This is a genomic window from Pseudomonas sp. CCI3.1 (genome assembly GCF_034313985.1).
Classification (GTDB): domain Bacteria; phylum Pseudomonadota; class Gammaproteobacteria; order Pseudomonadales; family Pseudomonadaceae; genus Aquipseudomonas; species Aquipseudomonas psychrophila.
This window is the reverse complement of sequence record NZ_JAVIWO010000001.1, coordinates 3,284,810-3,307,329: the sequence shown is the minus strand read 5'-3', so window position 1 is coordinate 3,307,329 and position 22,520 is coordinate 3,284,810. Positions and strand designations below refer to the sequence as shown.

The window sequence follows — 22,520 nt, the reverse complement described above, 5'->3', positions numbered from 1 at the left end:
AGTGGATCTAAGGCTTTTTCAGCTTCGGATTCGGAAAAAACTGCACCGCCTGCACTTTAGGATCCGGTGCTTTTTTCAACGCAGAAACATTGACCCGCGTACCCAATTCCTTGGGCACCGACAAACCTTGCTCATTCAACGTATCCGAATAACCGCAGGCCACACATTCGCGGTGCGGCACTTCGTCTTCGTTCCACATCATCAACTTGTCGGGCTCGCTGCACGCCGGGCAGACAGCCCCGGCGATAAAGCGTTTTTTGGTCACATTCACAGGTGCATCGCTCATGCCGCCGAATCCTCAGTCAGGCCGCTGTGGCGCAGCAGCGCGTCAATCGACGGCTCACGCCCACGGAAGTCCTTGAACAACTCCATGGGAGCCTTCGAGCCGCCACGGGCCAGAATCGCCTGACGGAATGCCTTGCCGGTGTGCGGGTTGAACACGCCTTCTTCTTCAAAGCGCGAGAACGCATCAGCCGACAGCACTTCAGCCCACTTGTAGCTGTAGTAACCCGCGGCGTAACCGCCCGCGAAAATATGCGCAAAGCTGTTAGGGAAGCGGTTGTACGCCGGTGGACGCATGACCGATACCTCATCGCGGATGCCGTCCAGCACCTGCGCCACGCTGCGACCGTCACCGTGTGTGGCGTGCAGCTCGAAGTCGAACAGGGAGAATTCCAGCTGGCGAACCATCATCAGCCCGGACTGGAAATTCTTGGCCGCGAGCATCTTGTCCAGCAGGTCTTTTGGCAGTGCTTCGCCGGTTTCGTAGTGGCTGGAAATCAGCGCCAGGCCTTCAGGCTCCCAGCACCAGTTTTCCATGAACTGGCTCGGCAACTCGACAGCATCCCAAGCCACGCCGTTGATGCCGGACACGCCCGCGTGTTCGATTTCGGTCAGCATGTGGTGCAAGCCGTGACCGAATTCGTGGAACAGGGTGGTGACTTCGTCGTGGGTCAGCAGCGCAGGCTTGCCTGAAACGGCCGGGGTGAAGTTGCACACCAGGTTGGCCACCGGGCTTTGCAGCGTGCCGGCTGCCGTGCGACGACGATCGCGGGCGCCATCCATCCACGCACCGCCACGTTTGTTGGCGCGGGCATAGAGGTCAAAGAAGAAGCGCCCGATGTGCTGGCCGTTTTCCTTGATTTCGAACAGGCGCACGTCCGGGTGCCAAGTATCGAAGCCTTTGATTTCGGCGATTTCGATCCCGTACAACTTCTGCACAATGGCAAACAGGCCGCCCAGTACTTTGTCGATCGGGAAGTAAGCACGCAGTGCTTCTTGCGACACGCTGTAGCGCTGTTCACGCAGCTTCTCGCCGAAGAAACCTGTGTCCCAGCTTTTCAGTTCCGGGGTGCCTTGCTCGGTGGCGTAGGCTTGCAGCTGTTCCAGGTCGCGGGCTGCAAATGGCTTGCTGCGCTTGGCCAGATCGCGCAGGAAGGTCAGTACCTGATCCGGGGTTTCGGCCATTTTGGTGGCCAGGCTCAGCTCAGCAAAGCTGCCAAAACCCAACAACTTGGCCAGTTCCTGACGCAGGTCGAGGATTTCTTCCATCACCGGACCGTTGTCGAACTTGCCGGCATTCGGGCCCTGATCCGACGCGCGAGTGCAGTACGCGGCATAGACTTCTTCGCGCAGGGCGCGATCCTGGGCGTAGGTCATGACCGGGAAGTAGCTCGGGAACTCCAGGCTGATCAGCCAGCCATCCAGACCTTTGGCCTGTGCAGCAGCGGCCATTTGCGCCTTGGCCGAATCGGTCAGGCCCGCCAGTGCGGCTTCGTCGGTGATGTGCTTGGTCCAGGCCTGCGTCGCGTCCAGCAGCTGATTGGAGAACTTGCTGCCCAGCTCCGACAGTTTGCTCTGGACTTCGGCGTAACGCTTTTGCTCAGCCTCCGGCAGGTCAATACCCGACAGGCGGAAGTCACGCAGCGAGTGCTCAAGAATGGTTTTTTGCGCCTGGTCGAAACCAGCCACTTGCGGGCTGTGGGCCAGGGCTTCGAAGGCCTGGAACAGTTCGCGGTTCTGACCCATCTCGGTGGAATAGGCGCTCAAGGCAGGCAAGCAGGCCTCATAGGCTTCACGCAGTTCACTGCTGTTGCACACCGCATTAAGATGGCTGACCGGGCTCCAGGCCGCGCCCAGTCGGTCGTTCAGCTCATCCATCGCCAATACCAGCCCAGCCCATGTAGGGTTCTGGCCCTGGTCCTTGAGGATGGCTTGAATGCCGGCGCGGTTGTCGGCGAGGATCTGCTCGATGGCCGGCTGTACGTGCTCAGGACGGATCGCCGAGAACGGCGGCAGGTCGTAGGGCTGCAAAAGAGGGTTGTTCTCGCTCACGTTTGGCACCTTGGCTTGAAGAAACATTGGGCCATCTTAATTACAATCGACGCACTGCGCAGCAATCAGCCCCGCTATCACTGCTAAAGAAGGAAGCTATTCGTGTCCATTCGTCCGTTCCAGCAGCACACACCGACCCTGGGCGAGCGCGCCTTTGTTGACCGCTCGGCAGTGGTGATCGGTGACGTCGAGATCGGCGCCGACAGTTCTATCTGGCCGCTGACCGTGATTCGCGGCGACATGCACCGCATCCGCATCGGCGCCCGCACCAGCGTGCAGGACGCCTGCGTGCTCCACATCACCCACGCAGGCCCCTTCAACCCCGACGGGTTCCCGCTGTTGATCGGCGACGACGTGACCATCGCCCACAAAGTCATGCTGCACGGGTGTCACGTGGGCAATCGCATCCTGATCGGCATGGGCAGCATCGTGATGGACGGTGCCATTATTGAAGACGACGTGATCGTTGGCGCAGGCAGTCTGGTGCCCCCGGGCAAGCGCCTGGCAAGCGGCTTTCTTTATGTGGGCAGCCCGGTCAAACAGGTGCGCGAGCTGACCGAAAAAGAAAAAGCCTTCTTCACCTACAGCGCCGGCAACTACGTAAAACTCAAGGACCAGCACTTGGCCGAAGGCTACGACCAGCCGGTTTAAGCTCACTTTTCAGGAAGTTTCCATGCATTACCAAAACGTATTGTTCGACCTTGACGGCACGCTGACCGACCCACGGGAAGGCATCACCCGCTCGATCCAGTTCGGCCTGAGCAAACTGGGCATTGATGAACCTGACCTGACCCGGCTTGAGCACTTTATCGGCCCGCCGTTGCTGCAACAGTTCATGGCCACCTATGGCTTTGACGAGGCAAAAGCCTGGGAAGCAATGGGCTTCTACCGCGAGCGTTTCGCCGTGACCGGGCTGTATGAAAACGAAGTCTTCGAAGGTGTAACACCGCTGCTCGAAGAGCTGGTGGCACAGGGTCGCCAACTGTATATCGCCACCTCGAAACCCCATGTTTATGCCCGTGAAATCGCCCGTCATTTTGATTTCGCCAAGCACTTCAAAGTGATTTACGGCAGCGAACTGGATGGCACCCGCACCAACAAGGTCGAGCTGATCAACCACCTGGTGACGACTGAAGGGCTGGACCCGGCGCAGACCCTGATGATCGGTGACCGCAAGCACGACCTGATCGGTGCTCGTGACAATGGCATGGACGCAGCTGCCGTGGGTTATGGGTTTGGCAGCTTCGAAGAACTTAATTCGTTTGCACCCAAGTACCACTTTGAGACGCTGGCGCAGTTGCATCAGGCGTTCAGAAAATGAGCTGATATATCCCTTGTGGGAGCCAGCCTGCTGGCGAAGGCATCAGCGCGGTCGTTCAGACAAACCGCGCCGTCTGAATCGCGAGCAGGCTCGCTCCCACACCGATTTCCAGACCGATACCCACGAAATGGGTGGCGATAGTGTGCGGATCACGGTGATAGGCCGCGTACTGGCTCAGATGGTCGACCAGGCTTTTCAGGGTGCAGAACCCTCAATTTATTATTTTTAGTTATAAACAAATAGCTTCTTATTCCTTAGCGAATCTAAAAACCGTCCCTATACTGACTAGGTAACACACATACCGCTGGAGGCGCACACCCATGGGCAACGATTCGATTCGCTATTTGATAGTGCCGGGCTGGCAAGGTTCGTCCGACGATCATTGGCAAACCCACTGGCAAAACAGCTTACCGAACAGTGCCCGGGTGGAGCAGGCCGACTGGCTGACGCCTCGGCGCGAAGACTGGATTGCCGCCTTGGCCGAAGCCATTGCCGCTGACAGCACCCCCGTGATTCTGATCGCCCACAGCCTGGGTTGCATCACCGTAGCCCATTGGGCCGAGCGTGCGCCAGAAAGCCTGCTGGGCCAAGTCCGCGGCGCGTTGCTGGTGGCCCCGGCCGATGTCGAACGTCCAGCCTGTGCGCCAGCCTTGCGCAACTTTGCCCCTATCCCGAGCCTGCCTTTGCCGTTCCCGAGCCAGATTGTCACCTCGGATAACGATTCGGCGGTGAGTGCGCCACGGGCAATGGAGTTTGCCCGCCAGTGGGGCGCCGAAATTGGCGTTATCAGCGGCGCAGGGCACATCAACGTTAAGTCCGGACACCAGCGCTGGGAGCAAGGCTTTGCCTTTTTATACCGCCTGCAAACCCGCATCGAGCACGGTGCCCTGCGCCGCGCATGAATTTCTGTAACGCCCGCGCCCACCCATAGGCTGCGGGTGGGAGCCTGTCATGAGCCTGCATGAAACCTTTGGCCAGCCATTGCTGACCTTTCCCGACGCGGAAAAAAGCCCGCTGAGCATTCGCGCCAAGGCGCTGGTGTTTGTCGACCCTCGTTCACGCAAATTACGCAACGATCTGGAGCTGTTGGCGCCCCGCGCGCTGCCAGTGTTAATCCGGGGTGAAACCGGCAGCGGCAAGGAGCTGCTGGCCCGGCACATTCACCGCGCCAGCGACCGTACCGGCTTGTTTGTGTCGGTCAACTGCGGGGCGATCAGCCCCACTTACGCAGACGCCGAGCTGTTCGGATATGCCGCCGGAGCACACAACAGTTCGGCCAGCAGCCGCGCGGGCTGGTTTGGCTCGGCCAATGGCGGCACGCTCTATCTGGACGAAATTGGCGACTTGCCCCTGGCGATTCAAATCAAGCTGCTGGCGGCGCTGGAAACCCACGAAGTGACTCGCGTGGGAGCCCATCAACCCAGCCCTGTAGACGTACGACTGGTGGCGGCCACCAGCATCGACCTGGCGCAGGCGGTCAGTGCAGGCAAATTCCACGAGCGACTGTTTCACTACCTCAGCGAAGGGCGGCTGGAATTGCCCGCTTTGCGCGAACGGCCCGGTGACATCCTGTCGCTGGCCGAATACTTTTTAGGCATCTACAGCCAGCGCCTGAATCTGCCCGTACCTTTTATCAGCGACGGCGCGCAGCGGGTACTAGAACGTTACAGCTGGCCGGGCAACACCCGGGAACTGGAAAACGTGATTCATTTTGCGCTGCTGGTCAGCACCGGCGAGGAGATTCAGCCCGAGCACCTGAACCTGCCCGATGGGTTGAGCCAGATAGAGCTGTTTATAAAAAGCGCGACGGCCCAGGAATTGGCGGCAATTAAACACCTGCTTACCTGACCCTGTGGGAGCGGGCTTGCTCGCGATGCAAGCACTGCGGCCTGTCTGGAACACCGCATTGATGCAATCGCGAGCAAGCCCGCTCCCACGAGGCCTGCGAAAGGAAAAAATCAAGCGAACAAAATGGCATAAGAAGCTGAATAAATATTATTGTTCGGGAATAAAGAATCTCGGTATTGTCTGCTTCGTCTTCCAAGAAAACCGTCATCCGAACGGTCATACACTTAAGGGTATTGCATGAAAAAGGTTCTGTTGTTTACCGCATTGGCGGCTGCTCTGACGGCAGGCCTGGCACAGGCTGGCGAAAAACTGGTAGTGGCTGCAACTCCAGTACCCCACGCCGAAATCCTTGAGCTGATCAAGCCGACCCTCGCCAAAGAAGGCGTGGATCTGGAAATCAAAGTGTTCACCGACTACGTGCAACCTAACGTGCAAGTGGCCGAGAAACACCTGGACGCCAACTACTTCCAGACCCTGCCCTACCTCGAAAGCTTCAACAAAGGTAAAGGCACCAATCTGCAAACCGTGATCGGTGTTCACGTTGAACCGTTCGGCGGCTACTCGAAAAAGGTCAAAAGCCTTTCTGAACTCAAAGACGGCGCAACCATTGCCATCCCCAATGAAGGCAGCAACAGCGGCCGCGCTTTGATCCTGCTGCAAAAGGCTGGCCTGATCGAACTCAAAGACCCGACCAACGCTGTTTCCACGCCAAAAGACATCGCCAAGAACCCGCACAACTTCAAGTTCAAAGAGCTTGAGTCCGCACTGCTGCCACGCGTGCTGGACCAGGTTGACCTGGACATGATCAACACCAACTACGCGCTGGAAGCTGGCCTGAACCCTGCCACCGACGCGCTGATCATCGAAGGTGCTGATTCACCGTACGTAAACTTCCTGGTGGCCCGTCCTGACAACAAGGACAGCCCGGCCATCCAGAAGCTGGCCAAAGCCCTGACCAGCCCGGAAGTAAAAGCCTTTATCGCTGAAAAATACAAAGGCGCAGTGCTGCCAGCGTTCTGATCAAGCACAGCTCCACTGAAAACGCCGACGGCTTTTATAGCGTCGGCGTTTTTATTTGTCGGGCCAATACCAGGCCGGCTGATCCAGCAGACGCTGGCCGACCACTTCAGTCTGGCCAAGGTTTTTTTCCAGCACGATGCAATTGCAGTCAGGGTCCTGCTGCAACGCAGCAATCAGCCGTCGGGCATGGGACACGACCCAGACCTGAGTGTGTTGCGAGGCACTGGTAATCAACCGCGCCAGCGCAGGCAGCAAGTCAGGATGCAGGCTGGTTTCGGGTTCGTTAAGCACCATCATGCTCGGCGGGCGCGGAGTGAGCAGGGCAGCAATCAGCAACAGGTAGCGCAAGGTACCGTCTGATAACTCAGCGGCCGATAACGGGCGCAACAGCCCCTCTTGATAAAACTCGATATAAAAATGCCCGCCGGGCACGCACTCGATTTTCAACCGGGCGCCAGGGAATGCATCGCTGATTGCGGCATGTAAGGCTTCGGGGTTGCCGACCTCGATGATGGTTTGCAACGCAGCCGCCAGATCACGGCCGTCGTGATGCAGCACCGGCGTGCGTGTGCCCAGTTGCGGTTGGCGCGCAGGCGCTTGCGGGTCGGTGCGAAAGTGATCGTAAAAGCGCCAGCCACGGATCGATTCGCGCAGCTGCAACACTTCGGGCGAGGCCTGCATGCTGCCAACCTGATCAAACAGACTGTCGAACAGCGGCGTGTGCTGTGCCAGCACCTGCCAGTCACGGCCATCACGCGCGCGGACCAGCGGGCCTTTACGCTCGACCAACTCACTGGCCGGCCGGTAAAAAGGCCCTGCCCAGATGCTCTCGTGCTTGATCTGAGGGTCGAGGTTGAACTGCGTACGGCCGGGTATCGGCAAGCCCAGGGCGATGGCGTAGCTGAAATCCTCTCCGGCAAAACCAAGGCGCAGGCGCTTGGTTTCCTGACGCACGCTGGCATGAACATCGACTTCGCCCAACTTCATGCGCCGGGAGATCACTTCAGGTCCCGCCCAGAAAGTCGAGCTCAGCCCCCCTTCACGGGCCAACGCATTAACCACCCCGCCCTGGGCGGTTTCGGCCAATAACCGCAGGGCACGGTAAAGATTCGATTTACCGCTGCCATTGGGCCCCGTGATCAGATTAAGTCTGGCCAAGGGCACCACCAACTGGTTAATAGAGCGGTAGTTGGCCACGGCCAGGGTGGTGAGCATGGTATGACCTCATTTCGTGAAACCGATAGGCGGCAATAGAGTCCCACAGACGCTGAACACTGTTCTACGCTATCACCCGTATCCGCATGTTAATCGGCATTATGCAAAGGAGCTTGCATGGCAGGTCCACTGAACACGAGCATTTTGGGCTTGAGCCTCTTGGCGCTTCTCACCGCGTGCGGCAAGGAGGGTCCTAAGGAACCTTTGTCCCCCAGGGTGTATGTGCAGCAGGTGAGCACTCGAGAATTCGCCCCCCCCATTCAACTCAGCGGTGATATTCAGGCTCGGGTCGAAACCCAGCTGTCATTTCGCGTAGGTGGCAAGATTATCGAGCGCAAGGTCGATGTGGGTGACCATATCAAGGCCAATCAGGTGCTCGCACGCCTCGACCCCAAGGACTTGAAGATCCAGGTCGAGACCGCTCAGGCCAGCGTCAATGCGCAACAGGCTCAAGTGGTGCAAACCCGCGCAGCATTTATTCGTCAGCAAAAATTGCTGCCAAAAGGCTATACCAGCCAAAGCGAATACGACGCCGCCAACGCCGCCCAGTTGAGCGCAAAAAGCGCCTTGGCTGCAGCGCAGGCACAGTTGGCCAATGCCCGCGAACAACTGAGTTACAGCAACCTTGAAGCCGAGGCGCCCGGCGTTATCACGGCGCGCCAGGCCGAGGTAGGACAAGTGGTGCAGGCCACCATGCCGATTTTCACCCTCGCCCGCGATGGTGCACGGGATGCGGTTTTCAACGTGTATGAATCGCTGTTTATCGAGCCGCCCAAAGACCCCACCGTGCAGGTCACGCTCTTGAGTAATCCGACGATCAAGGTCAACGGCCAGATCCGCGAAATCACGCCCACCGTGGCCGCGCAAAGCGGCACGCTGCAAATAAAGGTGCAACTGGATGCATTGCCCAAAGGCATGGACCTAGGTTCGATTGTCAGCGTCAACCTGACACCGCCTCCCAGTCGCAGCATCGAGTTGCCGTGGTCGGCACTGACCAAGGACATCAGCGAGCCCGCAGTGTGGATCGCCGACCATCAAAACAACGTGCGCCTGCAGCGGGTCAAGGTGGGGCGCTACCTGACCGGCAGCGTAATCGTCAGCGAAGGCCTCAAGGATGGGGAAAAAGTCGTGGTTGCAGGCGGGCAACTGTTGCACCCCGGCATGAAGGTTGAAATCGTCCCTGCTCCAGCCGAAGGAGTTCAACTATGAGGCGTTTGTGGATGATGCCCTTAGCGGCCGCCCTGTTGGTGGGCTGTTCTGAAAAACAGCCGCCCGAACCCATTCGACCGGCGCTGTATGTGGTGGCGCAACCCGAACTGGCGCAAGACTTGGGACGCTTTGCCGGCAATATCGAAGCTCGCTACGAAAGCACCTTGGGCTTCAGGGTTCCGGGGCGCATCGTGCGCCGGTATTACGACGTGGGTGCGGTGGTCAAACAGGGGGACATTCTGGCCAACCTCGACCCCACCGATCAGCAAAATCAGTTGCGTTCGGCTCAGGGCGATCTGGCCAAGGTGCAAGCGCAATTGATCAACGCCAAAGCCAACGCCCGTCGCCAGCAAGAGCTGTTCGACCGTGGCGTGGGTGCCCAGGCTCAGCTGGACACGGCACAAGCTGATCTCAAGACCACCCAGGCCTCGATGCAGCAGGCGCAGGCGGCGGTGAGTCAGGCCCAGGATCAGCTCAGTTACTGCAACCTGCGCGCTGACCATGACGCCGTGATCACTCAATGGCAGGCCGAGGCCGGGCAAGTGGTAAGCATCGGCCAGGAAGTCGTCACTCTGGCACGACCTGAAATCAAAGAGGCGGTGATCGACCTGCCGGGACCGCTGGCCGAGGCCTTGCCTAAAGACATCGAGTTCCGCGTCGCTGGTCAGCTCGACCCGAACATCAACACCAGCGCCCATATCCGCGAAATCGCTCCGCAGGCCGACAGCGCAACCCGCACACGACGTACCCGCCTGACACTGGACTCGACCCCGGCGGCGTTTCGTCTTGGCAGCTCAGTCAGCGTGACCGTCAGCAGCCCGATCGCCGAGCACTTTCAGTTACCACTGACGGCCATGCAAGAAACCGATGGCCACACCCGCGTGTGGATCATCGACACGGCAACCCATGCCGTCAGCCCCCGTGATGTCACGGTTCTGCGGCGCGATGCACAAAGCGTGTTGTTGTCTGGCGGCATAAAAGCCGGCGACATGGTGGTCAGTGCAGGCGTACACAGCCTCACCCCTGGGCAGAAAGTCAGACTCGATAAGGAAAGCTCGCAATGAATGGGAAGTTCAACCTGTCCGAGTGGGCCCTGAAACATCAGTCATTCGTCTGGTATTTGATGTTTGTGGCGGTGGTGGCCGGGATTTTCTCGTACATCAATCTGGGGCGTGCAGAAGACCCGTCCTTCGCCATCAAAACCATGGTAATCCAGACCCGATGGCCCGGCGCCACAGTCGATGAAACCCGGCTGCAGATCACCGATCGCATCGAGAAAAAGCTCGAAGAGCTGGATTCCCTCGACTACGTGCAAAGCTATACCCGCCCCGGTGAGTCAACGGTATTTGTGTTCCTCAAGGACACCACCAAGGCCGATGCCATCCCGAATATCTGGTATGAGGTGCGCAAGAAAATCGGCGACATCCGCGGCGACTTTCCCCAAGGTATTCAAGGCCCGGGGTTCGACGATGAGTTCGGTGATGTCTACGGCACCATCTTCGCCTTTACCGGCGACGGCTTCACCATGCGCCAGCTGCGCGATTACGTGGAGCAGGTGCGCACCGGCATCCGCGATGTACCCAATCGCGGCAAGGTGATGACCATTGGCGAGCAGGAAGAAACCTTCTACCTCGATTTTTCAACCCGCAAGCTGGCAGCGCTGGGCCTTGATCAGCAGCAGATACTTGAAAGCCTGCAAGCACAGAACGCCGTAACCCCCGCCGGGGTCATCGAAGCGGGCCCCGAACGCATGTCGGTCCGCACGTCAGGCCAGTTCCACAGTGTTGAAGACCTGGCGGCGGTAAACCTGCGGGTCAACGACCGCTTTTACCGGCTGGCCGACATTGCCGACATTACCCGAGGCTACGTCTACCCTGCTGCGCCGATGTTCCATTACAACGGCAAGCCTGCCATTGGCCTGGCGATCGCCATGATTGATGGCGGCAACATTCAGGAGTTCGGCAAGCAACTGCAGGAGCGCATCGATGAACTGACCGCGCAGTTGCCGGTGGGTGTGGGCGTACACATGGTGTCCGATCAGGCGCAGGTGGTTGAAGAAGCCGTGAGCGGCTTCACCAGTGCGCTGTTCGAAGCCGTAGTGATTGTACTGGCGGTGAGTTTTATCAGCCTGGGCTTGCGAGCCGGCTTGGTGGTGGCGATTTCGATCCCGCTGGTTCTGGCGCTGGTGTTCGTGTTTATGGAGTTCACCGGCATTGCCATGCAGCGGGTGTCACTGGGCGCGCTGATCATCGCCCTGGGCCTGCTGGTGGACGACGCGATGATCACGGTGGAGATGATGATCACGCGCCTGGAGCTGGGGGAGACCAAGGAGCAGGCAGCCACCTTTGCCTACCACTCCACGGCCTTCCCGATGCTCACCGGGACCCTGGTGACGGTGGCAGGGTTTGTTCCCATCGGGCTGAACAACAGCTCGGCGGGGGAATACACCTTCACCCTGTTCGCGGTAATTGCCGTGGCGATGCTGGTGTCATGGGTGGTGGCGGTACTGTTCGCGCCGGTGCTGGGCGTACACATTCTGAGCGCCAAGGTTAAACCCAAGTCCGAGGAGCCCGGGCGTCTGGCCCGGGTTTTCAATACCGCCCTGCTGTGGTGCATGCGCAATCGCTGGTGGACCATCGGCGCCACGGTGCTGATGTTTGTCCTGTCGGTGTTTGGCATGGGGCTGGTGCAGAACCAGTTTTTCCCGGCATCCGATCGCCCCGAGATCCTGGTAGACCTGAACCTGCCGCAAAACGCTTCAATTGAGGAAACCCTCAAAGTTACCCAGCGTTTTGAAGAGTCACTCAAGGGTGATCCAGATATCGTGCGCTGGAGCTCGTACATCGGCGAGGGTGCAATCCGTTTCTACCTGCCGCTGGACCAGCAACTGCAAAACCCCTTCTATGCCCAGCTCGTCATCGTCAGTACCGGGCTTGAAAGCCGCGATGTTCTGGTGGAGCGCCTGAACAAACGCCTGCGCGAAGAGTTCGTGGGGATCGGCAGTTTCGTCCATACCCTGGAACTGGGGCCGCCCGTAGGGCAACCGTTGCAGTATCGGGTCAGCGGCAAAGACATCGACCTGGTGCGCAAGTATTCGATCGACCTGGCCACAGTGCTCGATGCCAACCCCAACGTCGGTGAAACCATCTTCAACTGGAACGAACCCGGCAAGGTCCTGCGTATCGACATCGCCCAGGACAAGGCTCGCCAGTTCGGGCTGTCGTCCGAAGACGTGGCCCATGTGATGAACAGCATCGTCAGCGGCGCAGCTGTCAGTCAGGTCAAGGACAACATCTACCTGATCAACATCGTCGGGCGGGCCAACAGCAGTGAGCGCGGCACTCCCGAAACCCTGCTCAACCTGCAAATCAGCACCCCGAGTGGCACCTCGATTCCGTTACTGGCCTTTGCCACCGTGCGCTACGAGCTGGAGCAGCCGTTGGTATGGAGCCGTGACCGAATCCCCACCCTGACCCTCAAGGCCTCGGTGCGTGGTTCGATGCAACCCACCGACCTGGTGGCCCAACTCAAACCTGACGTCGACACGTTCGCCGACAGCCTGCCCCAGGGCTACACCTTGCAAACCGGCGGTACAGTGGAACAAAGCGCCAAGGCTCAAGGCCCGATCGCTCAGGTAGTGCCATTGATGCTGTTCTTGATGGCAACGTTCCTGATGATCCAGCTGCAAAGCGTGCAGAAGATGTTCCTGGTGGTGAGTGTCGCGCCGCTGGGGCTGATCGGCGTGGTGCTGGCGCTTGTACCCACCGGTACGCCAATGGGCTTTGTGGCGATTCTGGGGATTCTGGCGCTGGTGGGCATCATCGTACGTAACTCGGTGATTCTGGTGACCCAGATCGATCAGTACGAGCGCGACGGCTATGACCCGTGGCATGCAGTGATGCAAGCCACCCAGCACCGTCGCCGACCGATCCTGCTAACCGCAGCAGCGGCCAGCCTGGGCATGATCCCGATTGCCCGTGACGTGTTCTGGGGGCCAATGGCCTACGCCATGATTGGCGGCATCCTGTCGGCCACCTTGCTCACGCTGCTGTTCCTGCCAGCGCTGTATGTGGCCTCGTACAAGATCAAGGAGAACAAAGAGCCGCCGCCTGCCCATGTTTGATTCTTCCTGTGGGAGCGGGCTTGCTCGTGATGCAGACAACGAAGTGTTTCAAGGACACTTCGTTGATGCCTTCGCAAGCAAACCCGCTCCTGCAGAGGCCAGGATTGTTTGGAATATCCGAATACCGGTATCAAACCAGCGGTCTTTATCTGCCTGAGCGCACATGTGAGTCTAGCCCCACGCCTTTTCCACAACGGAGTGTTGCCATGAGTTCTTCACAACCCAAAGTCGCCATTGTCACGGGCGCTTCACGTGGCATCGGGGCCGTAATTGCCAAACAGTTGGCAGGCGAAGGTTTTGCCGTGGTCATCAACTACGCCAACAGTGCAGGCGAAGCCACGCGGCTGGTCGCACAGCTACGTGAAGACGGGCATGAGGCGATCGCCGTGCAGGCGGATGTGGCCAGTGCCGCTGATGTGAAGCGCCTGTTCGATGAAGCGGAGCTGCAACTGGGCAAGGTCGATGTACTGATCAACAACGCGGGTGTACTCAACGTGTTGCCGCTGGCCCAGCACAGCGACGAGATATACGAACAGACCTTCAATATCAACACCAAAGGGACGTTCAACACCCTGCGCGAAGCCGCTACCCGGCTGAACGGCGGTGGCCGCATCGTCAATTTTTCGAGCAGTACGGTGGGCATGAACCTGCCGGGTTACGCGGTGTACATCGCCAGCAAGGCTGCGGTTGAATCGTTGACCCAGGTGTTTGCCAAGGAGCTGCGCGGGCGGCAGATCACCGTTAACGCAGTGGCTCCGGGACCGGTGGCGACGGAGCTGTTTTTACAGGGCAAGACCGAAGAGCAAATCCAGACGTTCTCCAAGATGCCGCCTCTGGAGCGTCTGGGCCAGCCACAAGACATTGCCAATATCATCTCGTTTCTGGTGAGCCCGGCAGCGGACTGGGTCAACGGGCAGGTTTTGCGGGCCAATGGCGGGTTGGTATAGGCAAAAGCAGAGCGCCCTCACCCTGACCCTTTTCCTGAGGGATCGGGTGAGGGGCTTTTAACGCTGCGCCTGACCCTGCTGCATCACCCACTGCACCACTTGCGGCATCAAGGTGTCGCTGGCCTGTCCAAACCCTGCAACCACCCCCGGCACCAATGGATTACTGAGCGGCTGACGTGCTTCAAACCGTTTGGAGGCAATCACACGCTGGTCGCTGCTGCGCACCAGACGGGCGTTGTACTGGATCAATACTTCAGGGCTTTTGCCGTTGTAGTGGGTCTGGAACGCCAACAACTCCCCACCCAACTCGTAATCGGCATGCAGGTTGCTGTCGTCGGTGCTCAGCCCTTGAATCCGCCCATCCTGCAAGAAGGCATCAAGCAGACGATTGCGTAGCAGCACGGGCGCAGTATCGCTCCAGCGGGCGCCCTTGTAGTTGCTGATCAGGTTGCCCTCGGGCACCACGGCAATGTTCTGGTTGTTCAAGGCGCCGCTGGCCATCGGCTTGTCCAGACGCAATGACCACTTCACTGGCGCGCTTTGGCTGGCGGCAATGGGCGCTTGCGCAGCGGGCAGCCGATAGACGTCGACCATCTCGGGCTTGGGCAGAATCGAACAGGCGCTGAGCAGGCTCAGGCTGGCCGCAAACATGATAGAACCTGCCAGGCGATAGGTACGCTTCATGGAGTGAATTCCTTGTTCTGTTCGCGGCCTAGCAAGTAACCGCTTGGATTGGCTTCCAGGCGCCGTGAGATCGAGCGCAATGTGCCGAGTGTTTCGCGCAATTCGTTGACCGCAGGGCCCAGTTGATTGAGCCCCTGAAGGCCGTTGTTAAGCGACTCCTCATTGCTGTTGATCAACGTGTTGATGGTCGCGCTGCTTTGTTCCAGCGACTTCATGGCGCGGTCTGCGCTGGCGAACATCTGCTTGCCGTCGCTGCTCAACAGGCCGTTGGCGTTGCGCATCAGTGCTGCGGTTTGCTCCAGCGTGGCACTGGCCTGCTTACCGACCTGGGCCAGCTGTTTCAGGGTCTGGCTGATATCACCGCGCTGACCGGAAATTGCCGAGGTGGTTTGCTCGAGGTTATCCAGCGTCTTGCTCACGCGGTTGACGTTGTCTTCGGAAAAGAGCTGGTTGGCGTTGTGCAGCAGCATGTTGACGTTGGCCATCATGTCGGTGCCGTCAGTGAGCAGACGGGCAATCGGTGACGGCGAAGCCACGATCTCCGGGAGCTTGCCGTCCTTGCCCTTGAGGTCCGGGCTATTCGGGTCGCCGCCACTGAGCTGGATGATCGAGGTGCCCGTAACGCCAGTCAGCGCCAGCTTGGCCTTGGTATCGACCTTGACCGGCGTGTTGGCGGCCAGACGGATGCGCGCCAATACACGGCGCGGATCCTTGTCGTCGAGTCGCAACTCGATGACGTCACCCACCTTGATCCCGTTGTATTGCACCGAGCTGCCTTTTGACAGGCCGCTGACGGCTTCGTTGAACACCACTTCGTAATCCTTGAACGTGCTGTCCATGCTCGCCTTGGCCAGCCACAGGCCAAACAGCATGGCCCCGACGACAACCAGGACACTGAACAAGCCGATCAATACATGATGGGCACGGGTTTCCATGTCATTGCTCCTTACGCTGGGTTGCCGCTTCGTATGCGGCGCGGCCACGGGGGCCATGGAAATATTCGTGAATCCAAGGGTCGTTGAAGTCTTCGACCTCGCGGATGGGTGCCGCCACCAGCACCCGTTTTTGCGACAGCACAGCCACCCGGTCCGTGATGGTGTACAGCGTGTCCAGGTCATGGGTGACGAGAAACACGCTCAGGCCCAGCGCATCGCGCAGGGTCAGAATCAGTTGGTCGAATGCCGCCGCACCAATCGGATCGAGCCCGGCGGTGGGCTCATCAAGAAACAGGATGTCCGGGTCCAGCGCCAGCGCTCGGGCCAGCGCGGCGCGCTTGACCATCCCGCCCGACAACGAAGACGGGTATTTGTCGGCGGCCGACAACGGCAGTCCGGCCAGCGCCAGCTTCACGCATGCCAGGTGCTCAGCATCAGGACGGCTTAGCCCTGCGTGTTCAATCAGGGGCAGGGCGATGTTTTCGGTCACGGTCAGCGAAGAAAACAGCGCCCCTGCCTGGAACAACACGCCAAAACGCCGTTCGATCCGTGAGCGCTCGGCCTCGTGGAGGTTCATCAAGTCCTGGCCAAACACCCGCACTTGCCCTTCAGTGGGTCGACGCAAGCCGACAATGCTGCGCAGCAGCACCGATTTGCCAGTACCGGAGCCGCCAACCACGCCCAGGATTTCGCCTTTGTACACATCAAGGTCGAGGTGTTCGTGCACGCTTTGGCTGCCAAAGCGGTTGCACAGATCACGCACCTCGATCACCGCCTCGCCGGGCTTGCGCAGGGAAGTACTCACCAGCCCATCTCCATAAAGAACAACGCGGCTACGGCGTCGAGGACGATCACGATAAAGATCGATTGCACCACGCTGGACGTGGTGTGGGCGCCGACCGATTCGGCGCTGCCGCTGACTTTAAACCCCTCAAGGCAGCCCACTGCAGCGATCAAAAAGGCAAAAAAGGGCGCTTTGGCTATGCCCACCAAAAAGTTCTTAACACCGATGTCGGAGTGCAGGAGCGAAATAAACATGTCCGGGGAAATACCCAGCGAGATGACACACACCACGGCGCCGCCAAGGATGCCCGCCATCATGGCCAGGAAGGTCAGCAGCGGCAGGGCGATCAACAGGGCCAGAACCCGCGGCAGCACCAGCAAGTCCATCGGATCGAGGCCCAGGGTGCGAATGGCGTCGATTTCTTCGTTGGCTTTCATTGAGCCGATTTGTGCCGTAAAAGCACTGGCCGTTCGACCCGCCAGCAGAATGGCGGTCAGCAACACACCGAATTCCCGCAGGAAGGAAAACGCCACCAAGTCAACGGTGAAGATTCCCGCACCAAAGCTGGCCAGCACCGTAGCGCCGAGAAAGGCCACCACCGCGCCCACCATAAAGGTCAGCAGCACCACGATCGGCGCGGCGTTGAGGCCGATCTGCTCAATGTGTGCCACCACTGGCGTGATGCGCCATTGCTTGGGTCGAAACAGATTACGCGCCAGGGTTTGCAGGATCAGCCCGATAAAGCCCAGCAATTGCAGGGTGTCTTGCCACAGTTTGTAGACCGCGCTGCCGATACGGCTCAGCAACAGGATGCCGACGTTCTGCGGTGCGACTTTGACCGGCACACAGAAATCACGCATTGAGGAATAGACCGTTTGCAGCAAGGCGCGGTCGGCGGCGGGGAGCTTTTGTGCGGTTTGGGTCAACTGGCTGACGCGCTCAGCGCCCAACAATTCCACCAGCAGTGACGCACCCGCCGTATCGATACCGGTCACCGCATCGAGGTTGATGGCGGTCTGCTCATCGTATTTGCCCACCAACTGCTCGGTCTGCTGCTTGAGACGAGTGTAATGGGCAAGGGTCCAGTCGCCGCTGATCAGCAGCCGCGCCGGATTACTGGAAGTGTCTAGTTGGGCATTGCCCGCCATGGCCGTAATAGTCTTAAGCTCCCAGCTCAGTACGTTGAAACGCAGACCTTATGTAATAGCACAATCCTGCAAAAGTGTTTCAGTTTGACGGAACAACCGCAGGCACAGATTGATCTGGGTTAACCCGAAAGCGCAAAACGCCAATCATCTGTCCATCTTCAGTCAGCACCCTGACTTGCCAGCGACCCACCGGATCGGGCGGGAAATTCTGCTTGTGGGTCCAGGCGCGATAGCCCTCCTTGCGCCCGCCATGGATATCCAGGGCGATGCGATCGACTTCCTGGCCATTGAGTTGCCACACGTGATAAATGCGCTCGTTCAAGCCGCGCGGGGCGTTGATCGAGGTGTACGCGTACAACCCACGGCTACGTAGCTCGCTGACGCTGATTTGCTCGATGCTCTCGCCCGGTGTGCGGTCTTGCAGCTGGGTCGTGACGGCCACTTCGGTCATCCACAGTGTGGCGGGCGGCACCCAGGAGCGCAGCAGCCAGCCGGAGCCGCCCAGGGCAAGAACAATCAGTGGCAGCACCAGCCAGCCGCGCCAGGTCTTCAATGGCAGGCTCACAGCCAGGCTGGGGATTGACAGCAGCACGGCGGTACCCAGCGCCAGTTTGTAGCTCTGGGCGGTGGTCAGATTGAGGATGACCGGCAACGCTGTCAGCATCGCGGCGAACAGGGCGAGGGTGTGCAGCGCCAAAAATAGCCAGCGCCGGGGGGCCAGCCATTTGTAATACAGAGGGTCAGTGATGGTGATCAGTGCGCACACACCCAGTAGCCCGGTAAAGACAAGCTGCCCGCTGTTCCAGGTGGTGGTGATAAAGAAAAACGGCAATACGAAAAACAGACTTTCCTGATGGATCATCTGGGTCGCATAACGCAGCAGCGGCGGGGGGATTTCACGCTTGAATACCCGGCTGAATAGCTGGGTCAAGCTGTTTTCCAGCATCAGCCAGACCCAGCTCACCAACAGGATCACGGCGATCCAGCGGGCCATGCCTTGCTGACGGTCCACCAGAATAAAACTGCCCACGCCCGAGCAAAAACCAAACGCCGCAATGAGCCCTGGATAGCGCTTCATCAACTCAAGGACGCGCTGTATGTGGAGGTTCCAGTTAGGCATTCGGCAGTTCACATTCTGTATAGGAAATATCCTCGACAGAATAGCGTTTTAGGCGCTCCGCGTCCGGGACTTCATGACACCGTGGGAGCGGGCTTGCTCGCGATTGAGTCGCTGCGGTCTGTCAGGCAAACCGTGGTGAGACCATCGCGAGCAAGCCCGCTCCTACAACGTACGCTTAACGCACGCTGCTTTCGAAGCGGCTGGCGCCGGTCAGTTCCAGTACCAACTCATCGCCCACATTCAGCGGACCAACGCCCACCGGAGTCCCGGTCATGATGACATCGCCCGCTTGCAGCGAGAAACACGCTGCCATGTGCTGGATCATCGGCACAATCGGGTTGAGCATCAGGGCGCTGCTGCCGTCCTGGCGCACTTCACCATTGATGGTCAGGCGAATGCCGATGTCGGCCAGATCAGGAAAGGTGCTGCTCTGTACGAAAGGGGCCAGTACACAGGCGCCGTCGAAAGATTTGGCGATTTCCCAAGGCAAACCCTTGCCCTTGAGCTCGGTCTGCTTGTCGCGCAGGGTCAGGTCCAGCCCCGGCGCAAAACCGGAGATAGCATCCAGCACTTCTTCAGCACTTGGGTTATTCGACAAAGGCTTGCCGATCAGCACCGAGATTTCTGCTTCGTAGTGCACGGAGCCGCGTTCGGTCGGAATCGTGAAACTGCTGTCCAGTGGAACGACACAACTGCCCGGCTTGATGAAAAGCAGGGGTTCAGACGGGATCGGGTTGTCCAGTTCCTTGGCGTGTTCGGCATAGTTGCGGCCGATGCACACCACTTTACCGATAGGAAAGTGAATCCGGGTACCGTCGACATACTGGTGCTGATAGCTCATTGACCGACTCCGCTGATGGATGCTGATTGTGTGTAGTCGCTGCCGCAGGCTGCGAAGGATTGCGGAGCAATCCGTTTCTTGAAGCCCCTGCGATTCCTTTCGCAGCCTGCGGCAGCGACTACACGCTATGGTTTAAACCGCAAAAATCTTGCCGGGGTTCATGATGCCCTTTGGGTCGAACACGGCCTTGAGCGCTTTCATGTACTCGATCTCGACCGGCGAACGGCTGTAGGTCAGGTAATCGCGCTTGGTCATGCCAACGCCGTGCTCGGCAGAGATCGAACCGTTGTACTTCTCGACGGTTTCAAATACCCACTTGTTCACCGTCGCGCACTTGGCAAAGAACTCGTCCTTGCTCAGGTTTTCAGGCTTGAGGATGTTCAAGTGCAGGTTGCCATCACCGATGTGGCCGAACCAGACAATTTCGAAGTCCGGGTAGTGCTCGCCAACGATCGCATCAATTTCCTTCAAGAATGCCGGGACTTTCGACACAGTGACCGAAATGTCGTTTTTGTAGGGCGTCCAGTGGGAAATGGTCTCGGAGATGTACTCGCGCAATTTCCACAGGTTTTGCAGCTGGGTTTCGCTCTGGCTCATCACACCATCGAGGACCCAGCCTTCTTCCATGCAATGTTCGAAAGTTTCCAGTGCGGCGTTGGCCACTTCTTCGGTGGTCGCTTCGAATTCCAGCAGCGCGTAGAACGGGCAGTCGGTCTCGAACGGCGAAGGCACGTCTCCACGGTCCATGACTTTGGTCAGGGCCTTGTCGGAGAAGAACTCAAAAGCCGTCAGATCCAGCTTGCTCTGGAAGGCATGCAACACCGGCATGATAGAGTCGAAATCGGCCGTACCCAACACCATCGCCGTCAGGTTTTTCGGGGCGCGATCCAGACGCATGGTGGCTTCCACCACAAAGCCCAGGGTGCCTTCAGCGCCGATAAACAGCTGGCGCATGTCGTAGCCGGTGGCGTTTTTGATCAGGTCCTTGTTCAATTCCAGCACGTCGCCCTTGCCGGTCACGACTTTCATGCCCGCGACCCAGTTACGGGTCATGCCGTAGCGAATCACCTTGATTCCGCCGGCATTGGTGCCGATATTGCCGCCAATCTGGCTGGAACCTGCCGAAGCAAAATCCACCGGGTAGTACAGGCCATTTTCTTCGGCGAGGTTTTGCAGGTGCTCGGTGACCACGCCCGGCTGACAGACCACGGTGCGATCGGTCAGGTTGATGTCCAGCACTTGATTCATGTAGTCGAACGACACAACCACTTCGCCATTGGCGGCCACGGCTGCGGCGGACAAACCGGTACGGCCACCCGACGGCACCAATGCGACGTCATGAGCGTTTGCCCACAGCACAATGGCCTGCACTTGTTCAGTGGTTTTCGGGAACACAATGGCCAGCGGGGCCGGGGCGAAATGCTTGGTCCAATCCTTGCCGTAAGCATTAAGGGAGTCGGCGTCGGTCAGGACCTTGCCAGGCTCTACCAGGGTCTTTAGCTCATCAATCAAGGCAGGATGGGTCATCAACAGAACTCTCGAACAATTCATGGTCATCCTGAGAACGCTTCACGTCGCAGGAATGGGTGTTTAGCGGGGCGCTTATGCTAGCATACGACCCCCCCGCAGAATCGAGCCGTAGGACGATTCTCGGTGCCGGTCTTCACGCCGGCCAGGTCAGCTCTCGCTGTCCATTCCCTGCCATTTTTTCTCTGGGACACAGGTTTACGCAGATGAGCAAGACTTCTCTCGATAAGAGCAAGATCAAGTTCCTTCTTTTGGAAGGCGTCCACCAATCCGCTGTTGAAGTGCTCAAATCTGCCGGGTACACCAGCATTGAGTACATCACCAGTTCCTTGCCTGAAGCCCAGCTGAAGGAAAAGATCGCTGATGCCCACTTTATCGGCATCCGTTCTCGTACCCAGCTGACCGAAGAAGTGTTCGACTGCGCCAAGAAATTGGTCGCTGTTGGTTGTTTCTGCATCGGCACCAACCAGGTCGACCTCAACGCTGCTCGCGAACGCGGTATCGCTGTTTTCAACGCACCGTACTCCAACACCCGTTCGGTGGCCGAGTTGGTGCTGGCTGAAGCGATCCTGTTGTTGCGTGGCATCCCTGAGAAAAACGCTTCCTGCCACCGTGGTGGCTGGATCAAAAGCGCAGCCAACTCCTTCGAAATCCGCGGCAAAAAGCTGGGTATCGTCGGCTACGGCTCTATCGGCACTCAGCTGTCGGTACTGGCTGAAGGCCTGGGCATGCAAGTGTTCTTCTACGACACCGTGACCAAGCTGCCATTGGGCAACGCGACTCAGGTCGGTAATCTGCACGATCTGTTGGGCATGTCCGACATCGTCACCTTGCACGTGCCTGAAACCGCAGCCACCCAGTGGATGATCGGCGAAAAAGAAATCCGCGCCATCAAAAAGGGCGGGATTCTGATCAACGCCGCACGTGGCACCGTAGTTGAACTGGACGCCCTGGCTGACGCGATCAAGGACAAGCACCTGATCGGCGCCGCTATCGACGTGTTCCCGGTTGAGCCGCGCTCCAACGACGACGTGTTCGAAAGCCCGCTGCGCGGCCTGGACAACGTGATCCTGACCCCGCACATCGGCGGTTCCACCGCTGAGGCGCAAGCCAACATCGGTCTGGAAGTGGCAGAGAAACTGGTCAAGTACAGCGACAACGGTACTTCGGTATCGTCCGTGAACTTCCCGGAAGTGGCCCTGCCGGCTCACCCTGGCAAGCACCGTCTGCTGCACATCCACGAGAACATCCCGGGTGTGATGAGCGAAATCAACAAGATCTTCGCCGAAAACGGGATCAACATCTCCGGTCAGTTCCTGCAAACCAACGAAAAAGTTGGCTATGTAGTGATCGACGTAGATGCAGAGTCTTCGGACCTGGCGCAAGAGAAGTTGCAGACCGTCAACGGCACTATCCGTTGCCGCGTTTTGTTCTAAACGCGCGTCACAAAAAAGGGAGACCCTC

Annotated in this window: 21 protein-coding genes; 10 read left to right on the top strand and 11 right to left on the bottom strand. The window is 58.8% G+C overall.

Annotated elements, in window-relative coordinates:
• Nucleotides 1–7 precede the first annotated feature (7 nt).
• Complete coding sequence (locus RGV06_RS15035; protein WP_019828279.1) at nt 8–286, bottom strand: YheV family putative zinc ribbon protein; 279 nt, start codon at nt 284–286, stop codon at nt 8–10.
• The gene (prlC, locus tag RGV06_RS15030; RefSeq protein ID WP_164675415.1) at nt 283–2,361 is read right to left on the bottom strand and encodes an oligopeptidase A; all 2,079 of its coding nucleotides are present in this window, start codon (nt 2,359–2,361) and stop codon (nt 283–285) included. Before prlC ends, RGV06_RS15035 begins: the two co-directional genes overlap by 4 nt.
• Before the next feature lie 75 nt (nt 2,362–2,436).
• Between prlC and RGV06_RS15025 the strand changes: the two genes are divergently transcribed.
• A complete protein-coding gene (locus RGV06_RS15025) occupies nt 2,437–2,985 on the top strand; it encodes a gamma carbonic anhydrase family protein (protein ID WP_046808824.1) in 549 nt (182 codons plus the stop codon).
• Between the two features lie 22 nt (nt 2,986–3,007).
• The gene (locus tag RGV06_RS15020) at nt 3,008–3,655 is read left to right on the top strand and encodes an HAD family hydrolase (RefSeq protein ID WP_019828282.1); all 648 of its coding nucleotides are present in this window, start codon (nt 3,008–3,010) and stop codon (nt 3,653–3,655) included.
• 55 nt (nt 3,656–3,710) lie between these two features.
• Here the strand turns inward: RGV06_RS15020 and RGV06_RS25810 are convergent, their stop codons facing one another.
• On the bottom strand, nt 3,711–3,854 hold the full coding sequence (locus tag RGV06_RS25810; protein WP_401015784.1) for an Mpo1-like protein: 144 nt from the start codon (nt 3,852–3,854) through the stop codon (nt 3,711–3,713).
• Nucleotides 3,855–3,975: 121 nt separating this feature from the next.
• Between RGV06_RS25810 and RGV06_RS15010 the strand changes: the two genes are divergently transcribed.
• The 3 genes from RGV06_RS15010 to RGV06_RS15000 all read left to right on the top strand — a co-directional run bounded on the left by RGV06_RS15010 (nt 3,976) and on the right by RGV06_RS15000 (nt 6,523).
• On the top strand, nt 3,976–4,557 hold the full coding sequence (locus RGV06_RS15010) for an alpha/beta hydrolase (protein WP_048352556.1): 582 nt from the start codon (nt 3,976–3,978) through the stop codon (nt 4,555–4,557).
• A 49-nt stretch (nt 4,558–4,606) separates the two neighbouring features.
• Entirely contained in the window at nt 4,607–5,503 is an 897-nt protein-coding gene (locus tag RGV06_RS15005; RefSeq protein WP_046808820.1) for a sigma 54-interacting transcriptional regulator, read from the top strand.
• 237 nt (nt 5,504–5,740) lie between these two features.
• Nucleotides 5,741–6,523 (top strand): MetQ/NlpA family ABC transporter substrate-binding protein, encoded by a 783-nt coding sequence (locus RGV06_RS15000; RefSeq protein ID WP_046808819.1) that lies wholly within the window; start codon nt 5,741–5,743, stop codon nt 6,521–6,523.
• A gap of 51 nt (nt 6,524–6,574) precedes the next feature.
• Here the strand turns inward: RGV06_RS15000 and RGV06_RS14995 are convergent, their stop codons facing one another.
• Nucleotides 6,575–7,738 carry an AAA family ATPase gene (locus RGV06_RS14995; RefSeq protein ID WP_019828287.1) on the bottom strand — a complete coding sequence of 388 codons (1,164 nt, stop codon included), beginning with the start codon at nt 7,736–7,738 and terminating at the stop codon, nt 6,575–6,577.
• Between the two features lie 117 nt (nt 7,739–7,855).
• On the opposite strand from RGV06_RS14995, the gene RGV06_RS14990 reads away from it, so the two are divergent.
• The 4 genes from RGV06_RS14990 (at nt 7,856) to RGV06_RS14975 (ending at nt 14,017) form a co-directional block, all read left to right on the top strand.
• A complete protein-coding gene (locus RGV06_RS14990) occupies nt 7,856–8,947 on the top strand; it encodes an efflux RND transporter periplasmic adaptor subunit (RefSeq protein WP_322150355.1) in 1,092 nt (363 codons plus the stop codon).
• Nucleotides 8,944–10,011 carry an efflux RND transporter periplasmic adaptor subunit gene (locus RGV06_RS14985; RefSeq protein ID WP_019828289.1) on the top strand — a complete coding sequence of 356 codons (1,068 nt, stop codon included), beginning with the start codon at nt 8,944–8,946 and terminating at the stop codon, nt 10,009–10,011. Before RGV06_RS14990 ends, RGV06_RS14985 begins: the two co-directional genes overlap by 4 nt.
• On the top strand, nt 10,008–13,070 hold the full coding sequence (locus RGV06_RS14980; protein ID WP_322150353.1) for an efflux RND transporter permease subunit: 3,063 nt from the start codon (nt 10,008–10,010) through the stop codon (nt 13,068–13,070). Before RGV06_RS14985 ends, RGV06_RS14980 begins: the two co-directional genes overlap by 4 nt.
• 206 nt (nt 13,071–13,276) lie before the next feature.
• Complete coding sequence (locus tag RGV06_RS14975; RefSeq protein ID WP_019828291.1) at nt 13,277–14,017, top strand: SDR family oxidoreductase; 741 nt, start codon at nt 13,277–13,279, stop codon at nt 14,015–14,017.
• Between the two features lie 57 nt (nt 14,018–14,074).
• On the opposite strand, the gene RGV06_RS14970 is transcribed toward RGV06_RS14975, so the two are convergent.
• From RGV06_RS14970 to RGV06_RS14940, 7 genes are all read right to left on the bottom strand, one after another.
• Nucleotides 14,075–14,701, bottom strand: coding sequence for an ABC-type transport auxiliary lipoprotein family protein (locus RGV06_RS14970; protein ID WP_019828292.1), 627 nt, complete (start codon nt 14,699–14,701; stop codon nt 14,075–14,077).
• On the bottom strand, nt 14,698–15,636 hold the full coding sequence (locus RGV06_RS14965) for an MlaD family protein (RefSeq protein ID WP_019828293.1): 939 nt from the start codon (nt 15,634–15,636) through the stop codon (nt 14,698–14,700). Before RGV06_RS14965 ends, RGV06_RS14970 begins: the two co-directional genes overlap by 4 nt.
• 1 nt (nt 15,637) lies before the next feature.
• Nucleotides 15,638–16,429 carry an ABC transporter ATP-binding protein gene (locus RGV06_RS14960; RefSeq protein WP_173667411.1) on the bottom strand — a complete coding sequence of 264 codons (792 nt, stop codon included), beginning with the start codon at nt 16,427–16,429 and terminating at the stop codon, nt 15,638–15,640.
• Nucleotides 16,430–16,437: 8 nt separating this feature from the next.
• Complete coding sequence (locus RGV06_RS14955) at nt 16,438–17,568, bottom strand: ABC transporter permease (RefSeq protein ID WP_046808817.1); 1,131 nt, start codon at nt 17,566–17,568, stop codon at nt 16,438–16,440.
• Nucleotides 17,569–17,647: 79 nt separating this feature from the next.
• Nucleotides 17,648–18,688: a DUF5924 family protein gene (locus RGV06_RS14950; protein ID WP_019828296.1), complete on the bottom strand. Its 1,041-nt coding sequence runs from the start codon at nt 18,686–18,688 to the stop codon at nt 17,648–17,650.
• 175 nt (nt 18,689–18,863) lie between these two features.
• Nucleotides 18,864–19,529, bottom strand: a complete 666-nt coding sequence (locus RGV06_RS14945) for a fumarylacetoacetate hydrolase family protein (protein WP_019828297.1) — start codon at nt 19,527–19,529, stop codon at nt 18,864–18,866.
• A gap of 132 nt (nt 19,530–19,661) precedes the next feature.
• The gene (locus RGV06_RS14940) at nt 19,662–21,056 is read right to left on the bottom strand and encodes an FAD-binding oxidoreductase (RefSeq protein ID WP_019828298.1); all 1,395 of its coding nucleotides are present in this window, start codon (nt 21,054–21,056) and stop codon (nt 19,662–19,664) included.
• A gap of 206 nt (nt 21,057–21,262) precedes the next feature.
• Between RGV06_RS14940 and serA the strand changes: the two genes are divergently transcribed.
• A complete protein-coding gene (gene serA, locus RGV06_RS14935; RefSeq protein ID WP_019828299.1) occupies nt 21,263–22,492 on the top strand; it encodes a phosphoglycerate dehydrogenase in 1,230 nt (409 codons plus the stop codon).
• Nucleotides 22,493–22,520: the final 28 nt, after the last annotated feature.

Bases quoted from the DNA above. Each gene is read 5' to 3' on its own strand.
- RGV06_RS14995 (WP_019828287.1), bottom strand. From the start codon at position 7,738: ATGCTCACCACCCTGGCCGTGGCCAACTACCGCTCTATTAACCAGTTG.
- prlC (WP_164675415.1), bottom strand. From the start codon at position 2,361: ATGTTTCTTCAAGCCAAGGTGCCAAACGTGAGCGAGAACAACCCTCTT.
- RGV06_RS15020 (WP_019828282.1), top strand. From the start codon at position 3,008: ATGCATTACCAAAACGTATTGTTCGACCTTGACGGCACGCTGACCGAC.
- RGV06_RS14980 (WP_322150353.1), top strand. From the start codon at position 10,008: ATGAATGGGAAGTTCAACCTGTCCGAGTGGGCCCTGAAACATCAGTCA.
- RGV06_RS15000 (WP_046808819.1), top strand. From the start codon at position 5,741: ATGAAAAAGGTTCTGTTGTTTACCGCATTGGCGGCTGCTCTGACGGCA.
- RGV06_RS14950 (WP_019828296.1), bottom strand. From the start codon at position 18,688: ATGCCTAACTGGAACCTCCACATACAGCGCGTCCTTGAGTTGATGAAG.
- serA (WP_019828299.1), top strand. From the start codon at position 21,263: ATGAGCAAGACTTCTCTCGATAAGAGCAAGATCAAGTTCCTTCTTTTG.
- RGV06_RS14940 (WP_019828298.1), bottom strand. From the start codon at position 21,056: ATGACCCATCCTGCCTTGATTGATGAGCTAAAGACCCTGGTAGAGCCT.
- RGV06_RS14965 (WP_019828293.1), bottom strand. From the start codon at position 15,636: ATGGAAACCCGTGCCCATCATGTATTGATCGGCTTGTTCAGTGTCCTG.
- RGV06_RS14975 (WP_019828291.1), top strand. From the start codon at position 13,277: ATGAGTTCTTCACAACCCAAAGTCGCCATTGTCACGGGCGCTTCACGT.
- RGV06_RS14985 (WP_019828289.1), top strand. From the start codon at position 8,944: ATGAGGCGTTTGTGGATGATGCCCTTAGCGGCCGCCCTGTTGGTGGGC.
- RGV06_RS14945 (WP_019828297.1), bottom strand. From the start codon at position 19,529: ATGAGCTATCAGCACCAGTATGTCGACGGTACCCGGATTCACTTTCCT.
- RGV06_RS14970 (WP_019828292.1), bottom strand. From the start codon at position 14,701: ATGAAGCGTACCTATCGCCTGGCAGGTTCTATCATGTTTGCGGCCAGC.
- RGV06_RS15010 (WP_048352556.1), top strand. From the start codon at position 3,976: ATGGGCAACGATTCGATTCGCTATTTGATAGTGCCGGGCTGGCAAGGT.
- RGV06_RS14990 (WP_322150355.1), top strand. From the start codon at position 7,856: ATGGCAGGTCCACTGAACACGAGCATTTTGGGCTTGAGCCTCTTGGCG.
- RGV06_RS14955 (WP_046808817.1), bottom strand. From the start codon at position 17,568: ATGGCGGGCAATGCCCAACTAGACACTTCCAGTAATCCGGCGCGGCTG.
- RGV06_RS15005 (WP_046808820.1), top strand. From the start codon at position 4,607: ATGAGCCTGCATGAAACCTTTGGCCAGCCATTGCTGACCTTTCCCGAC.
- RGV06_RS15035 (WP_019828279.1), bottom strand. From the start codon at position 286: ATGAGCGATGCACCTGTGAATGTGACCAAAAAACGCTTTATCGCCGGG.